Origin of the sequence: Mesorhizobium sp. C372A, assembly GCF_030323245.1 — a bacterium.
In the GTDB taxonomy this organism is placed as follows: Bacteria; Pseudomonadota; Alphaproteobacteria; order Rhizobiales; family Rhizobiaceae; genus Mesorhizobium.
In genome coordinates this window covers 1,045,636-1,061,269 of record NZ_CP100475.1, presented here as the reverse complement: position 1 = coordinate 1,061,269, position 15,634 = coordinate 1,045,636, and the positions used below count along the sequence as shown (strand labels likewise).

Below are 15,634 nucleotides of genomic sequence, written 5' to 3'. Positions count from 1 at the left end.
TGAACCACTGTGGCCCTCTCAGACGCCATAGCGCTCGGTGCGGATGATTTCCGCTGATATGCCGGCGTCGATCAGCGCCTGGGCAGCCGCCGAGACGAAGGCGTTCGACCCGCAGACGAAGGCGAGCGCCGGCGGCCGCGGCAGCCGCGTGAGCGCCTGCATGACCATTGCCGTGTCGATGCGCCTCGAATAGTCGGACGGGCGCCGTGCCGCCTCGCGCGTCAGCGTAAGCACCAGCTCGAACCCGTCGCGGCGGTCACCGAGACCGATCAGCTCGTCGCGGAAGATCACCTCGTCCCAGACCCGCACCGAAAACATCAGCGCCACCGGCACCGCCGATTTGCGCAAGGTCCGGTGACGCACCATCGCCATCAGCGGCACGACGCCGGAGCCGCCGCCGACCAGAAGCAGCGGCCCGCCATCCCCATCGGACCAGACGAAATGGCCGCCGAGCGGCCCGCGCAGTTCGATCTCGTCACCGACCGCGGCGATGTCGTGGAAGAAGGGCGAGACTTCACCGTCGTCGAGCTTCTCGATCGCCAGCTCGATCGTGGCGCCGCTCTCCGGCGCCGAGGCGATGGAATAGGAGCGGCGCGCTTGGTAGCCGTCAGGCGCAGTCAGCCTGACATCGACATGCTGTCCGGCGCGATAGGCGAATGGCCGTGATAGCGCGAAGAAGAAACTGGTGACGCGTGGCGTCCGCTTTTCGATCCGGGTGATTTTCGCCGTCTGCCAGGGAGATTGCGGCGCTTCGCTCATGGATCGCCGCTATAGCGCTGCTCGCGCCACGGGTCGCCATAGATGTGATAGCCGCGCAATTCCCAGAAGCCCGGCTCGTCGCGCTCGGTGAACTGCAGCCCGTTCAGCCATTTGGCCGATTTCCAGAAATAGAGATGCGGCACCAGGAGCCGCGCCGGGCCGCCATGGTCGGCAGTGATCGGCTTGCCTTCATAAAGGAGCGCCACCATCGCCTTCCCCGCGGTGAGATCCTTGGCCGGCACGTTGGTGGTGTAGCCGTCATAGCCATGCGCCAGCAGGAAGCCGGTCGGCGCTTCGATACCGGCATCGGCAAGGATGTCGTCGACCAGCACGCCTTGCCAGGCGGTATCGAACTTGGTCCAGGCGGTAACGCAATGGATGTCGCGCGTCATCTTGGTCAAGGGCAGCGCGTTGAACTCGGCCCAGTTCCACTTCTTGATCGGGCGTGGCCCGTGCTTGAGCGTGAACGACCAGTCCTCGGTGCGCACGCGCGGCGTCGGCCCCGCCGACAGCACCGGAAAGCCCTGTTCGAGATACTGACCGGGCGGAATGCGCGCATCGGTCTCCGTCGGAGGCTTTCGACCGGAGGAAAAACCGCGAGTGACCATTTGACTGTCCGTTTTTAGCAGGCCATTGCCGGCCTGCCGTAATGTTCTCGAAGATGTCGCGGCGGGCAACAGGAATTTCGGCGGCCGTGCGGCAGGCCTGTCGGTGGTCCGGCGAGCCTGCCATGATGTCTCAACCGGCGGCGAAGGATACGGCGACGAAGATTTGCGCGTCGCCGCGATCGATCAAAAGCAGCACCGACTTCCGGCCCGATCTGCCGGCCTCGGCGATCGCCTGGTTGGCTTGCCGCGCATTCCGCACCGGCGACTGGTCGACGGCGACGATGACGTCGCCCGGCTGCAGGCCCGCATTGGCGGCTGCCTTGTCCGGATTGACGCGCTCGACCACGGCGCCACGCTGGTTCCGATCACAATGTCGTCAGCGGCCTTCGGTGCGCCTGAGATAGGTTGTGGCGATCTCGCGCATCCGGTTGCCGTCGAAGCTCGGCCCATGGCCGCCATGGCCGAGACGGACAGGCAGATCGAGGAGCCGCTGCATGGTACGGCGATAATCAGGCCGGCAGGAATCCGGCAAGTCGTCGATCAGCATGGAATCGTAGATGGCGTCGCCGGCAAAGAACAACCCGTCCGTCTCTTCGAACAAAGCGATCGAATCCGGCGAATGTCCGGGCAGATGCAGGACGCGGAACTGCCGGTCGCCGAGGTCGACGATGTCGCCCTCGTCCAGCGTGCGCGTCAGCGGCGCCGGCGGGATCTTGTAGTCGGCCGCCGTCCAGCCCGGCGCCGGCAATTTCGAAACGGCGCCGTCGAGATTGTTGAACATGTAGGCGTAGGTCACCTGATCGTTCATGGTCTCGAAATGCTCGGCACTGTGCCGCGGCCCGGCGCGCAGCGGAAACTCGTGCAGCGAGCCGACATGGTCGAGATGGATGTGGGTGGCGACAACGATGAGCGGCTTGCCCTCGGGCGTGTCGATTTCAGGCGCCAGCGGGCAGATGCCCATGCCGGTGTCGACCAGCAGGTCGGCGTCGCGTCCCCTGAAATGCCAGATGTTGGCGCGCACGAAATCATGCACGAACGGCTCGGTCAGCATCGTCGTGCGGTCGTCGATGATCGTCTTGCCGAACCAGTCGCCGACAACGCGCTCGCCACCAAAACGGGTGCCGCCAAAACGGCCGCCCATCAGACGAAGGGCTTTCCCACCTTGTATTTTTCCGGCACCAGCCGCTTCAGGTAAGCCATGCCCGCTTCCGACAGCTGGTTGACATCGGGCTTCATGAAATCGTCGGGCATATGGCGCGTCTTGCCGGCGACGTTCTTCAGCGGCACCTTCTTCAGCACGGTTTTCGTGCCGTCATATTGCAGCGCCACCGAGCCACCGCCTTCGCCGGCAACGGCAACCGCGAAGGCGCCGGCGTCGAAAGCCTCCCGCGCGTCGACGGCGCTGATCGCGCCGACATAGCCGCGCGGCATGTAGCCAAGCGCATCGACGCGGGCGCGCTTGCCCGGCAGGCCTTCGGCGAGCGCACGTTCCAGAGCTGACGGCAGGTCGCTGCCCGACAGTTTGACGTTGCCATGCGCGTCGCGCTCGAGCTTGTCCGGCGGCACCAGGCTTTCGACCAGCGCCTTGCCGTCGGCGGTGCTGACTCCTTCGGAGACGGCGACGATGCAACGCTTGTGGCGGTCGAGCGTGGCGCGCACGTCGTCGATGAAACCGGCGGCGGAGAACGGCCGTTCCGGCACGTAGACCAGATGCGGGCCGCTGTCGGGATCGAGCTGCCAGGCTGCAGCCGCCGCGGTGAGGAAGCCGGCATGCCGACCCATTACGATGCCGACATAGATGCCGGGCAATGCGCGGAAATCGAGATCGACGGACAGGAAGGCGCCGGCGACGAATTCGGCCGCCGAGATGAAGCCCGGCGTGTGGTCGTTTTCCTCGAGGTCGTTGTCGATGGTTTTTGGCGCATGGACGAAAGCAATGCTGCCGCCGGCGGCGTCGGTCAGAATCTGCTGCGTGCCCGACGTGTCGTTGCCACCGATGTAGATGAAAGCGTCGGCGCCGGCCTTCTTCAACCCGTTGAGGATGACTTCGCAATAGGCAGCGTCGGGCTTGTCGCGTGTCGAGCCGAGCGCGGCACTCGGCGTGCCGGCGATCAGCCGCAGCCGGTCCTCTGGGATGGCGGAGAGGTCGACATAGTTGCCGTCACGAATGCCGCGCACGCCGTGGAGCGAGCCCAGCACCTTGGCGCCGGGATGGCGCTTGCGGACTTCCAGCGTGGCCCCGACAACCGTCTGGTTGATGACGGCGGTCGGGCCGCCGCCCTGTGCGATGACAAACGTTCCAGCCATGCTCGATCTCTCCCGGCGCTGTGGTTTTCAAGGCACCTTGGCCTAGCTTGCCGCATCGCGCAACGGGAGTTTCCAGCGGCGCCAAACCGCCGCACAGGATCAGACGACCACGACCGGGTTCTTCTTGGAAACGCGGCTGTAGAGGTCGATGATATCCTGGTTGATCAGGCGCACGCAGCCCGACGACATCGCCTGGCCAATGCTCGCCCATTCCGGCGAACCGTGTATGCGGTAGCCGGTGTCCTTGCCGTCCTGGTAGATGTAGAGGGCGCGTGCGCCGAGCGGGTTGGTGAGGCCACCGGGCTGGCCGTTTTGCCATTTCACCAGTTCCGGCTTGCGCTGGATCATCTCCGGCGGCGGCGTCCAGGTCGGCCATTCCTTGCCGTACTGGATGTTGGCGCGGCCGGACCAGCGGAAGCCGTCCTTGCCGATGCCGACGCCGTAGCGGATGGCGTCGCCGCCCTCCTGCACCAGATAGAGCTTTCGCTCCTGCAGATGCACGACAATGGTGCCGGGCGCCTCGCCGGTCTCGTTGACGACGATCTGGCGGCGGAACTCCGGCTTGACCTTCTGATAGGGCACCGCCGGCACTTCGAAGCCGCCATCGTTGAGCGAGGCGTACATGACATCAGGGCCGGTGACGTTCTTGTCGACGCTGATCGCCGGACGGATCGGCCGCACCGAGCCGGTGACCGTGTCATCCAGCTGGAATTGCGGCAGCTCGAGCGTCGAAGTGCTGCAGCCGGCCATGCCGAGCAGCGTCATGGCGCCGGCCCCTGACAGGACGAAGCGGCGGGAATAGAGATGTTCGGTCTCGTTTGCGTCGCCATTTGCTGGCGGCGTCACATTCTGCGGCAACTCACGCATGCACCCAAACCCTACGCTGTCGGCGGGAAACACGGTCCGGCCGGATGGCAGGCAGTTTCGCCAAACATGGTTGAAAAAGGGTGAAGGCCCAACGACCGGTCTTAAGCCTGCCGCCAATAGCCGCAGCGATCTGGCGAAATGGTCCGCCGTGCATTTTTGGGAGAGGGCTCTTTACATTCCTCCGCACACGAGGATTTATCCTTTTCTTTGCGCTCAAGGAGACAAAGATGTCGTTCGAAAACTGGGCCGCCTTCGCCGCCGCCTCCACCGTTCTGCTCATCATTCCCGGCCCGACCATTCTTCTGGTCGTGTCCTATGCGCTGGGCCAGGGCTGGCGCACCGCCTTGCCGATGGCCGTCGGCGTGGCGCTGGGCGACTTCACCGCCATGACCCTGTCGATGCTGGGCATCGGCGCGCTGCTGGCCGCGTCGGCGACCGTGTTCACCATTCTGAAGCTGATCGGCGCCTGCTATCTGATCTATCTCGGGGTAAAACTGTTTCGCGCCGGCGGCGCGCTCAAAGCCGAACCACGCACAGATGCCGTCTCGGCCGCCAAGATGATGGCGCACGCCTGGCTGGTCACCGCACTCAACCCGAAGAGCATCACCTTCTTCGTCGCCTTCCTGCCGCAGTTCCTCAACCGGGAAGCCGATTTCTGGACACAGATGCTGATCTTCGAAGCGACCTTCCTGGCGCTCGCCTTCGCCAATGCCTTCGGCTACGCGCTGGTTGCGGCGCGCGCCCGCAACGTCGTACGCAACCCCAAGGCGATCCGCATCTTCAACCGCACCGGCGGCACGCTGCTGGTCGGCGCCGGGATCGCCACGGTGGCGATGCGCTCGGGCAATTAGGAACTGCGGAGCATCAGGGCCGATATGGCAGTAAGAGATCCATTCGGCCTAATGTTTTCGGGCGCGACCGAGGCCGGGTTTTCACCCTACAGCCAGGCCGTTCATGAATTGCAATGCTTCGTCGGCGACCCGGTCGGCTCCGTTGACCGCGCCATATCGGCGGATCCCGGTTTCGTCATGGCGCATGTCTTCAAGGGGTATCTGTTCGGCCTCGCCACCGAACGCGAGGCAATGGCGGTCACCCAGGCATGCCATGCTGCGGCACTGCCGCTTGCCGCGACGCCGCGCGAACAGGCGCATGTGGCGGCCCTTGGCCACCTTGCCGAGGGACGCTGGCATGACGCCGCGCGCCTGCTCGAAGATATCGCCATCGACAACCCGCTCGACGCGGTGGCGTTGCAGGTCGGCCACCAGATCGACTTCTTCACCGGCAATGCCCGCATGCTGCGCGACCGTATCAGCCGCGCGCTGCCGTCCTGGCAGAGCGGCATGCCAGGTTACCACGCCATTCTCGGTATGCAGGCCTTCGGTCTCGAGGAGATGGGCGACTATATCAGAGCCGAAAGTTTCGGCCGACAGGCGATCGAGATCGAGCCGCGAGACGGCTGGGCGCAGCATGCGGTCGCCCATGTCATGGAGATGCAGAGCCGGCAACGGGACGGCATCGCCTGGATGCGCGCCAACCCCGGGGCGTGGACGAAGGAAAGCTTCCTGCAGGTGCATAATTGGTGGCATCTGGCGCTGTTCCACTACGATCTCGGCGAGACCGACGAGGTGCTCAAGCTCTATGACGGGCCGATCTATGGCGAGCGTTCGACGCTGGCGCTGAACATGGTCGACGCCTCTGCGATCCTGTGGCGGCTTTATCTCGGCGGTGTCGATGTCGGCGACCGCTGGGCAGCGCTCGCTGCCAACTGGGCGCCGAAGGCTGGAGCCGGCAACTACGCCTTCAACGATGCGCATGCGATGATGGCATTCGTCGGCGCCGGTCTCGAAGCGCCGGTCAAGATCTTGCTCGAAGCCCAGCACGAGGCGATGCGCGGCAGCGACGACAACGCCGCCTTTACCCGGGATGTCGGCCAGCCACTGACGGAAGGCATCAAGGCATTCGGCGAGGGCAATTACAGCGAAGCGGTGCGCCTGATCCGACCGGTCCGCGCCATTGCCCATCGCTTTGGCGGCAGCCACGCCCAGCGCGATGTGATTGATCTCACGCTGATCGAGGCGGCGTTGCGCGCCGGCGACACGGCGCTTGCCTGGGCGTTGACGGCCGAGCGCGCACTGGTCCGGCCGGACAGTCCGCTGTCGGCGCTGTTTTCGCAACGCGCCGCCAATTTGTCAGAGAATTGACCCGCGGCGGATCTTGTTTTAAAAACTGGCAAGCCAGATTTTTTCGAGACCCGAAAAAATTAATGGCAATGGGAGGAATGCATGTATCTCGGCCTCGATCTCGGCACGTCGGGCGTCAAGGCGCTGTTGATCGATGCCGGGCAGAAGATCATCGGCTCCGGCCATGCTTCGCTTGACGTATCGCGGCCGCATCCCGGCTGGTCCGAACAAAACCCCGCCGACTGGATCCGCGCCTGCGAGACGGCCATCGCCGAGCTGAAAACGTCGCACCCGAAAGAGCTTGCCGCGGTCAAGGGCATCGGCCTTTCCGGCCATATGCATGGCGCCACCTTGCTCGATGCCGGCGACCAGGTGCTGCGCCCCTGCATCCTGTGGAACGATACGCGCAGCCACGCTGAGGCCGCCGCGCTGGATGCCGACCCGCGCTTTCGCCAACTCACCGGGAATATCGTCTTCCCCGGCTTCACGGCGCCGAAACTCGCCTGGGTGAAGAACAATGAGCCCTCCGTCTTCGCCAAAGTGGCGAAGGTGCTTTTGCCGAAGGATTTCCTGCGGCTGTGGCTGACCGGCGAGCATATCTCAGAAATGTCCGACTCGGCCGGCACCTCCTGGCTCGATGTCGGCAAACGGCGCTGGTCCCCCGAGTTGCTTGCGGCGACATCGCTCGACGAAAGGCAGATGCCGTCGCTGGTCGAAGGCACGGAGAAGGCCGGAGCCTTGCGCGCCGAACTGGCCGCCAGCTGGGGCATAGCATCGGGCACCCCGGTTGCCGGCGGCGCCGGCGACAATGCTGCTTCGGCCTGCGGCATGGGCACGGTCGGCGCCGGCCACGCTTTTGTGTCGCTGGGCACATCTGGCGTGCTGTTTGCTGCCAACGCTTCCTACCTGCCCAATCCGGCAAGCGCGGTGCACACCTTCTGCCATGCCCTGCCCAACACCTGGCACCAGATGGGGGTCATCCTGTCTGCGACCGATTCGCTGAACTGGCTGTCGGAGATTTCAGGCAAGAAGGCCGGTGAATTGACCGCCGAACTTGGCGATGTGCTGAAAGCGCCGAGCGGGGTGTCGTTCCTGCCCTATCTCTCGGGCGAGCGCACGCCGCACAATGATTCCGCCATTCGTGGGTCCTTCACCGGACTGGCGCATGAGTCGAGCCGCGCGGTGCTGACGCAGGCCGTGCTTGAAGGCGTCGCCTTCGCATTCCGCGACAGTCTCGAAGCCTTGAAGACCGCCGGCACGGATTTGACGCGGGTGACGGCAATCGGCGGCGGCTCGCGCTCGCGCTACTGGCTGAAGGCGATCGCTACGGCGCTGCAGGTGCCCGTGGACATTCCGGCCGACGGCGATTTCGGTGCTGCCTTTGGCGCGGCGAGGCTTGGTCTGATCGCGGCGACAGGGGCTGATCCGCTGGCGGTGTGCACGGCGCCGAGGACGGATGCGACGATCGAGCCGGATGCTGCGCTTGGCGGGGCGTATGCCGATGCGTACCAGCGCTACCGGGCGCTATACCCGGCGATCAAAGGCATGACCGCGTGAGTCGGCGCGAGGCACCCCCCTCTGCCCTGCCGGGCATCTCCCCCGCAAGGGGGGAGATCGGCAGCGTCGGCGGGTATGCCAGTCTTGTAAGGTGGGTGATTAGCGAAGGCGTGGATGCCAGCCAATCTCCCCCCTTGCGGGGGAGATGCCCGGCAGGGCAGAGGGGGGTGTCTCGCGCCACCCTTAATCGATCACTGCGCCGGCACCTTGTCCAGAAACCCGGTGACGCTCTTCAGGCGCCCATTTTCGACAACACCGATATCGGTGCCTTCGATAACCGACGGCACGCCTTCCGGCCCAAGATTCCACGAGAAGCGGATGCGGTCGCCAAACCCGTCCGGCGTACCCTTCAGCGAGAACCGGAAGCCGGCGAAGCGCTGCTGTACGCCGTCGATCAGCCCAGCAACGCCGGCGTGGCCGTCGCCCTGCATGAGCGGATCGCGGTAGCTGACGTCTTCGGTGAAGGTGGCCTTGAGCAGTTCGGCACGGCGATCCGCATCGGCCTCGTTCCAGGCGGTGATGTAGTTCTGGGCGATCGTATTGAGGTCGGTCATGGTCTGTCTCCTTCGTTGAGTGGCTTTGACACGAGGCTTTTCACCCCAAGCGAGAGCGAAACCAATTACGCCTGAGGTAATCAGGGTGAACTATTCGAGAGAGGACAGAAATCATGAGCAGCGGATTTTTCGGCGACATCAAAGCGATCAAGTATGAGGGGCCGGATTCCACCAATCCGCTGGCCTACCGCTTCTACAATCCCGACGAGGTGGTGGCCGGCAAACGGCTGGAAGACCATCTGCGCTTCGCCGTCGCCTACTGGCATTCTTTCGCCTGGCCGGGCGGCGATCCCTTTGGCGGCCAGACCTTCGACCGGCCCTGGTTTCCCAAGGCTGGCGGCGTCGACACGATGGAACTGGCCAAGCTGAAAGCCGACGTCGCCTTCGAGATGTTCTCGCTGCTCGGCGCGCCCTATTTCTGCTTCCACGACGCCGACGTGCGGCCGGAAGGCAAGGATTTCTCCGAAAGTGCCGCGCGGCTCGACGAGATCGCCGACTATTTTGCCGCCAAGATGAAGAAGACCGGCGTCAAACTGCTCTGGGGCACGGCCAACCTGTTCTCCAACCGCCGCTTCATGTCGGGCGCCGCCACCAATCCCGATCCGGATGTCTTCGCCTATGCGGCGGCGACGGTGAAAAGCTGCATCGACGTCACGAAGCGGCTGAAGGGCGAGAATTATGTACTGTGGGGCGGGCGCGAGGGCTATGAAACGCTGCTCAACACTGATCTTGCTCGCGAGCAGGAGCAGGCCGGGCGCTTCCTCAGTCTCGTCGTCGACTACAAGCACAAGATCGGCTTCAAAGGCACGATCCTGATCGAGCCGAAGCCGCAGGAGCCGACCAAGCATCAGTACGACTACGACGTTGCCACGGTCTACGGTTTCCTCAAGCGCTTCGGGCTGGAGAAGGAAGTGAAGCTGAACATCGAGCAGGGCCACGCGATTCTTGCCGGCCATTCCTTCGAGCACGAGCTGGCGCTGGCCAATGCGCTCGGCGTCTTCGGCTCGATCGACATGAACCGCAACGACTACCAGTCGGGCTGGGACACCGACCAGTTCCCCAACAATGTGCCGGAGATGGCGCTGGCCTATTACCAGGTGTTGCAGGCCGGCGGCTTCAAGACCGGCGGCACCAATTTCGACGCCAAGCTGCGCCGCCAGTCGCTCGACCCGCAGGACCTGCTGATCGGCCATATCGGCGGCATGGATTCCTGCGCACGAGGTCTCAAGGCAGCCGCCAAGATGGTCGAGGACAAGGCGCTGTCGGGTCCGCTGGCCGAGCGCTATGCCGGTTGGAACACGGCCGAGGGCAAGGCGATGCTGTCGGGCAAGCGCTCGCTGGAAGACATCGCCGAGCGCGTGGTGAAGAAGAAGATCGAGCCGCAGCCACGCTCCGGCCGCCAGGAGTTGCTGGAAAACATCGTCAACCGCTACGTCTGAGGGCGGAAAGCCGATTCGTTGTGCTCAAGGGTGGCTGGATAACATTCCGGCCGCCCCGGAATGGGGTTTGCGCAAGACCCTATCCGACGACAAGGGTTTGCCCTTTGGCGCCCCTCAATGACCTCGCTCTTGCCTTCAAACTGCCGTCACGTATCTCGTATAAGGATGCGGTTGTGGCGGGTGAAAAGGAAGGAGGCGAACCGATATGCAGCATGAACGCGAAATCAACGCCCTGCTCTCATCCGGCGAGACCGGATCGATCATCGACCGGCTGATGGCGCTGCCGCGGCCGACCGACAGCGTGAAAAACGAATGGGATCGTGCTGTCAGCAGCCGATTTGAAGTCCGTCTGGCGAGGCAGATGCGCTCGCAGATGGACGCCGGCAGCGATCGACAGAACGCAGCCTGATCTCCCTTTGTCTGTGCATGTCGTAATCCCAAAACCGCGACACACTTTTGGGCGACATGCATCAACCTCGGCGCAGCCTGACCGGGGCTTGGCCGAACGCTCTTGAAAACGCTCTGGAAAATGCCGCGGCGGACGAGAACCCCGTCCGCCCGGCAATATCCGCCATGGCGATCCGCGTGTCGACCACCAGCCGCCGCGCCGCGCCCAGCCGAAGCCTGAGATAATATGCGCCCGGCGTCTCGCCGATCGACTTGCGAAAAATGCTCTCCAATGTCCGCGCCGTCACCCCGGCGCGTTTTGCCACCGCGTCGATGGTCAGCGGCTGGTCGACATGCGATTCCATCAGCCGGATAGCCTGCGCCAGACGCGGGTCGTAGCCGTCGAGCCGGCCGAGCGAGACCAGCGGCTGCGCGTCGGTCGCGGCGCGCGCCTGGTCGTAGATGAAGACGCTGGCGACATCGAGCGCGACGGCCATGCCGAGCCGGGTGCGGATCAGATGCAGCATCAGGTCGAAGGTCGGCGACGCCCCGCCCGAGGTGAACACCGGTCCGTCGATGACGTAGCGGTCCGGACGCACGTCGACGCCGGGAAAGGCGGAGGAAAAATCCTCCATGTCTTCCCAATGGGTGGTGGCGCTGCGGCCTTCGAGGAGGCCGGCGCGCGCCACCAGCCATGTGCCGGCCTCGACGCCGCCGCAGGCGCGAGCCGCGCGGGCCGCTCGCCGTAATCCGGAAAGCAGAGCCGATGTCGCGTAATTCTGGGTGCCGAAGCCGGCGACGACGACAAGCACGTCGGTCGGCTCGGCCGCATCGAAGCGGCCCCTGACCGCCACCGGCAGGCCGCATGTGGTGACCGGCGCCTCGCCGGTGACCGAGACCAGTTTGAAATCGAACAGCGTCTCGCCTGAGATGCGGTTGGCGGCGCGCAGCGGGTCGACGGTCGACGCCACGCACATGATGGACGAGCCTGAAAACACCAGCAGCGTCACCTTGAGCGGCGATCGCTCAGCGCGAAAGATGGTCGGTTTTTCGCTTTTGATCACGAGAGCTTCGTAAATTGCAAAACAGTTTCCGGCAAGTCGGTCATTGTTAGGGTCTGTTTCTATGGGGAGGAGATGTCCATGCCGCTCGCGATGAACCGTGAGGTTTTCATTACCTGTGCCGTGACCGGGTCCGGCGGCTCGCAGGACCGCTCCCCGCATGTGCCACGCTCGCCCAAGCAGATCGCCGATTCGGCGATCGATGCGGCCAAGGCCGGTGCCGCCATCGTCCACTGCCATGTCCGCGACCCCGAGACCGGCAAGCCGCGCCGCGATGTCCATCTCTACCGCGAAGTGACGGACCGCATCCGCGCGGCAGAAGTCGATGTGATCCTGAACCTGACCGCCGGGATGGGCGGCGACATGGTGTTCGGCTCACCGGAAGCGCCGCTGCCGCTCAATGAAAAAGGCACCGACATGGGCGGCGCCACCAACCGCATGGAACATGTGCGCCAGTGCCTGCCGGAAATCTGCACGCTGGATTGCGGCACCATGAACTTCGCCGAGGCCGATTATGTCATGACCAACACGCCCGGCATGCTGCGCGCAATGGGCGGCATGATGACGGCGCTCGGCGTCAAGCCGGAGATCGAAGCCTTCGATACCGGCCACCTCTGGTTCGCCAAGCAGCTGGTCGAAGAAAAGGTCTTGAATCCCGACGCGCTGGTGCAGCTCTGCATGGGTGTGCCGTGGGGGGCGCCGGACGACCTCAACACCTTCATGGCCATGGTTAACAACGTGCCGTCGACCTGGAACTGGTCGGCCTTCGCCATCGGCCGCAACCAGATGGCCTATGCAGCCGCTGCAGTGCTCGCCGGCGGCAATGTCCGCGTCGGTCTCGAAGACAATCTCTGGCTCGACAAGGGCGTGCTGGCCACCAATGCGCAGCTCGTCGAGCGCGCGGCCAGCATCGTTACCAATCTCGGCGCCAGGATTTTGGGGCCGGAGGAAGTGCGCAGGAAGCTCAACCTCACCAAGCGGGCGCCGATCGCAGCGGCTGCTTAAGACGGGAGCGGATCATGGCTACCGTCAAATTCACTGCGATGAAGGATGGCGACAGGCAAGACTATGAGTTCCTGACCGCCCATGAGATCGACTATGCCGCCAGGACCGGCGAGCGGCTGCTCGACGCACTGGTGCAACTCGACGAAGGCCTGTCGGGCTACAAGATCACCAGGCTCGGCCATTCGCTGCAAGCGGCGACGCGGGCCTGGCGCGACGGCGCCGACACCGACTGGATCGCCTGCGCGCTGCTGCACGACATCGGCGACATCTACGCACCGTACAATCACGACGAATACGCCGCCTCGATCCTGAAACCTTTCGTGCGCGAGCAATGCACCTGGGTGGTGGAAAAGCATGGCGACTTCCAGCGGCTCTATTACGCGCATCATCTCGGCGGCAACCGCCATGCTCGCGACCGCTTCGCCGGCCATGCCTATTTCGACGATTGCGACCAGTTTTGCGAACGCTGGGACCAGTCGAGCTTCGACCCGGACTACGACACGCTGCCGATCGAATTCTTCCGGCCCTTCGTGCTCGAAGTCTTCGCCCGCAAGGCCTACGACCCCTCCGTGATCCGCGTTGGCGAGCGCGTGCCTCTCATCGACCCTCAAACCGCCAAGACAAAAACCGGAGCCTGACCATGAGCATCATCAACAAGGCAGCCGCCATTGGCGGCGGTGTCATCGGCGCCGGTTGGGTGGCGCGGTTGCTGCTCAACGGCATCGATGTGTCGATCTTCGATCCGGACCTGGAAGCGTCGCGCAAGGTCTCGGAAGTGATGAAGGGCGCGCGCCGCGCCTACAGGCAGATGGTTCCCGGCGGCCTGCCCAAGGAAGGCAGACTGACCTTTGCCAAGACCATCGCCGAGGCGGTGGCCGATGCCGATTTCATCCAGGAGAGCGTGCCGGAGCGGCTCGACCTCAAACACCGCGTACTGGCCGAGATCGATCTCTACGCGCCGGCCAACGCCATTGTCGGCTCGTCCACCTCGGGCATCAAGCCGACCGACATGCAGGTGGCGATGAAGAAGCATCCGGAGCGTCTGGTTGTCGGACATCCCTTCAACCCGGTCTACCTGCTGCCGCTGGTCGAGATCGTCGGCGGCGAGCAGACGTTCCCCGAAGCGATCGAGGTTGCCAAGGAAATCTATGCCTCGATCGGCATGAAGCCGGTGGTGATCCGCAAGGAGATAGAGGCCTTTGTCGGCGACCGCCTGCTCGAAGCGGCCTGGCGCGAGGCGCTGTGGCTGATCAAGGACGGTATCTGCACGGTCGAGGAACTCGACGACATCATGCGCTATGGCTTCGGCCTGCGCTGGGCGCAGATGGGCATGTTCCAGGTCTACCGCGTCGCCGGCGGCGAGGCCGGCATGCGCCACTTTATGGCGCAGTTCGGGCCGTGCCTGAAATGGCCGTGGACCAAGCTGATGGACGTGCCGGAGTTCAACGACGAGCTGGTCGATCTGATCGCCACCCAGTCGGACGACCAGGCGCATGGCCTGTCGATCCGTGAGCTGGAAAGGATCCGCGACGACAATCTGGTCGCGATCATGGATGCTCTGTCTAAACAGAACAAAGGCAAGGGCTGGGGCGCCGGCGCCTTGCAAAAGGACTATACCAGGCAGTTGGCCAAGCTGGCGGCGAAGAAGCCGGCCGCATCCAGGGCCGCCGAGAAGTCCAAGGCATCCAAGCCGGTGAAGAAGGCGGAAAAGCCGAAGAAAAAGAAGAAAGGCTGAGGCCATGGATTTCGGTCTTTCGGAGGAACAGAAGCTCATCGTCGAGACCACGCGCGCTTTCGTCGAGAACGAGCTTTACCCGCATGAACGTGAGGTCGAGCGCACCGGCGTGCTGCGCCGCGAGTTGATCGAAGAGATCAAGGTCAAGGCGATCGAAGCCGGGCTCTATGCCGCCAACATGCCGGCCGATGTCGGTGGCGCCGGCCTCGATACGGTGACCTGGCTGCTCTACGAGAAGGAACTCGGCCGCGCCAACTATGCGCTGCACTGGACCTGCGTCGCGCGCCCCTCCAACATCCTGCTCGCCGGCACGCCGGAGCAGCGCGAAAAATACCTGTTCCCGTGTATTCGTGGCGAGAAGTGGGACTGCCTGGCGATGACCGAGCCCGGCGCCGGCTCCGATTTGCGCGGCATGAAGGCGTCAGCCGTGCAGGACGGCGACGACTGGGTGCTCAACGGCACCAAGCATTTCATCTCCCACGCCGATCTGGCCGATTTCGCAATTAGTTTCATGGCTTCGGGCGAGGAAGAAACGCCGCGCGGCAAGCGCAAGAAGATCACCGCCTTCTTCGTCGACAAGGGCACCAGGGGGTTCACCGTGCGCGACGGCTACCGCAACGTCTCGCATCGCGGCTACACCAACGCCATCCTCGAATTCGACGATTGCCGCCTGCCGGCAAGCCAGGTGCTGGGTGAGGTCCACAAGGGCTTCGACGTCGCCAATTCCTGGCTCGGCGCCACGCGCCTGCAGGTCGGCGCCACCTGTCTCGGCCGCGCCGAGCGGGCACTCGGCCACGCCATCGAATACTCGGCGCAACGCCAGCAGTTCGGCCAGCAGATCGGCAAGTTCCAGGGCGTGTCGTTCAAGCTCGCCGACATGGCGACGGAATTGAAGGCGGCGGACCTGATGGTGTTCGAAGCCGGCTGGAAGTACGATCAGGGCACCGTCACCGATCAGGACATGGCCATGGCGAAGCTGAAGGCTACCGAAATGCTCGCCTTCGTTGCCGACGAAGCAATCCAGATCCATGGCGGCATGGGGCTGATGGACGACCTGCCGCTGGAGCGCATCTGGCGCGACGCCCGTGTCGAGCGCATCTGGGAAGGGACGTCGGAAATCCAGCGCCACATCATTTCGCGGGCGCTGCTGCGCCCGTTCGGGGCTTAAAAAGAAG

The 15,634-nt window shown here is 64.2% G+C and carries 16 protein-coding genes and 1 pseudogene; 9 read left to right on the top strand and 8 right to left on the bottom strand.

Annotation, left to right across the window (positions count from 1 at the left end; genetic code table 11):
* Window positions 1–18: 18 nt before the first annotated feature.
* The 6 genes and pseudogenes from NLY42_RS04905 to NLY42_RS04880 form a co-directional block, all read right to left on the bottom strand.
* Window positions 19–759, bottom strand: a complete 741-nt coding sequence (locus tag NLY42_RS04905; protein ID WP_023755576.1) for an FAD-binding oxidoreductase — start codon at window positions 757–759, stop codon at window positions 19–21.
* Complete coding sequence (locus NLY42_RS04900; RefSeq protein WP_023684287.1) at window positions 756–1,367, bottom strand: sulfite oxidase-like oxidoreductase; 612 nt, start codon at window positions 1,365–1,367, stop codon at window positions 756–758. The genes NLY42_RS04905 and NLY42_RS04900 overlap by 4 nt, the downstream gene beginning before the upstream one ends.
* Window positions 1,368–1,497: 130 nt before the next feature.
* Window positions 1,498–1,728 (bottom strand): annotated as a pseudogene (locus NLY42_RS04895) (PDZ domain-containing protein); the annotation flags it as partial.
* A 15-nt stretch (window positions 1,729–1,743) separates the two neighbouring features.
* Window positions 1,744–2,508: an MBL fold metallo-hydrolase gene (locus tag NLY42_RS04890; RefSeq protein WP_050588119.1), complete on the bottom strand. Its 765-nt coding sequence runs from the start codon at window positions 2,506–2,508 to the stop codon at window positions 1,744–1,746.
* The gene (locus NLY42_RS04885; RefSeq protein ID WP_023756519.1) at window positions 2,508–3,674 is read right to left on the bottom strand and encodes a diphosphate--fructose-6-phosphate 1-phosphotransferase; all 1,167 of its coding nucleotides are present in this window, start codon (window positions 3,672–3,674) and stop codon (window positions 2,508–2,510) included. The genes NLY42_RS04890 and NLY42_RS04885 overlap by 1 nt, the downstream gene beginning before the upstream one ends.
* A gap of 99 nt (window positions 3,675–3,773) precedes the next feature.
* Window positions 3,774–4,541 carry a L,D-transpeptidase gene (locus tag NLY42_RS04880; protein WP_023668871.1) on the bottom strand — a complete coding sequence of 256 codons (768 nt, stop codon included), beginning with the start codon at window positions 4,539–4,541 and terminating at the stop codon, window positions 3,774–3,776.
* 227 nt (window positions 4,542–4,768) lie between these two features.
* On the opposite strand from NLY42_RS04880, the gene NLY42_RS04875 reads away from it, so the two are divergent.
* The 3 genes from NLY42_RS04875 to xylB all read left to right on the top strand — a co-directional run bounded on the left by NLY42_RS04875 (window position 4,769) and on the right by xylB (window position 8,278).
* Window positions 4,769–5,392 (top strand): LysE family translocator, encoded by a 624-nt coding sequence (locus NLY42_RS04875; protein WP_023745165.1) that lies wholly within the window; start codon window positions 4,769–4,771, stop codon window positions 5,390–5,392.
* A 24-nt stretch (window positions 5,393–5,416) separates the two neighbouring features.
* The gene (locus NLY42_RS04870; protein ID WP_023755578.1) at window positions 5,417–6,742 is read left to right on the top strand and encodes a tetratricopeptide repeat protein; all 1,326 of its coding nucleotides are present in this window, start codon (window positions 5,417–5,419) and stop codon (window positions 6,740–6,742) included.
* Between the two features lie 81 nt (window positions 6,743–6,823).
* Window positions 6,824–8,278, top strand: coding sequence for a xylulokinase (gene xylB, locus NLY42_RS04865; RefSeq protein ID WP_023745167.1), 1,455 nt, complete (start codon window positions 6,824–6,826; stop codon window positions 8,276–8,278).
* Between the two features lie 191 nt (window positions 8,279–8,469).
* Here xylB and NLY42_RS04860 read toward each other — a convergent pair whose 3' ends face one another.
* Window positions 8,470–8,832 carry a nuclear transport factor 2 family protein gene (locus NLY42_RS04860; protein WP_023745168.1) on the bottom strand — a complete coding sequence of 121 codons (363 nt, stop codon included), beginning with the start codon at window positions 8,830–8,832 and terminating at the stop codon, window positions 8,470–8,472.
* A 113-nt stretch (window positions 8,833–8,945) separates the two neighbouring features.
* Between NLY42_RS04860 and xylA the strand changes: the two genes are divergently transcribed.
* Window positions 8,946–10,271 (top strand): xylose isomerase, encoded by a 1,326-nt coding sequence (gene xylA, locus NLY42_RS04855; protein WP_023684279.1) that lies wholly within the window; start codon window positions 8,946–8,948, stop codon window positions 10,269–10,271.
* A gap of 205 nt (window positions 10,272–10,476) precedes the next feature.
* Complete coding sequence (locus tag NLY42_RS04850) at window positions 10,477–10,680, top strand: hypothetical protein (protein WP_023684278.1); 204 nt, start codon at window positions 10,477–10,479, stop codon at window positions 10,678–10,680.
* A 61-nt stretch (window positions 10,681–10,741) separates the two neighbouring features.
* Here NLY42_RS04850 and NLY42_RS04845 read toward each other — a convergent pair whose 3' ends face one another.
* Window positions 10,742–11,722 (bottom strand): GlxA family transcriptional regulator, encoded by a 981-nt coding sequence (locus tag NLY42_RS04845; RefSeq protein WP_023755579.1) that lies wholly within the window; start codon window positions 11,720–11,722, stop codon window positions 10,742–10,744.
* 78 nt (window positions 11,723–11,800) lie between these two features.
* On the opposite strand from NLY42_RS04845, the gene bcoG reads away from it, so the two are divergent.
* The 4 genes from bcoG to NLY42_RS04825 are packed head-to-tail and all read left to right on the top strand — an operon-like array spanning window position 11,801 to window position 15,627.
* Complete coding sequence (gene bcoG / locus NLY42_RS04840; protein WP_023668863.1) at window positions 11,801–12,724, top strand: 3-dehydrocarnitine:acetyl-CoA trimethylamine transferase BcoG; 924 nt, start codon at window positions 11,801–11,803, stop codon at window positions 12,722–12,724.
* Between the two features lie 14 nt (window positions 12,725–12,738).
* Window positions 12,739–13,362, top strand: coding sequence for an HD domain-containing protein (locus NLY42_RS04835; RefSeq protein WP_023702512.1), 624 nt, complete (start codon window positions 12,739–12,741; stop codon window positions 13,360–13,362).
* A 2-nt stretch (window positions 13,363–13,364) separates the two neighbouring features.
* Window positions 13,365–14,459, top strand: a complete 1,095-nt coding sequence (locus NLY42_RS04830; RefSeq protein ID WP_023755580.1) for a 3-hydroxyacyl-CoA dehydrogenase NAD-binding domain-containing protein — start codon at window positions 13,365–13,367, stop codon at window positions 14,457–14,459.
* Between the two features lie 4 nt (window positions 14,460–14,463).
* Window positions 14,464–15,627: an acyl-CoA dehydrogenase family protein gene (locus tag NLY42_RS04825; protein WP_023689942.1), complete on the top strand. Its 1,164-nt coding sequence runs from the start codon at window positions 14,464–14,466 to the stop codon at window positions 15,625–15,627.
* Window positions 15,628–15,634: the final 7 nt, after the last annotated feature.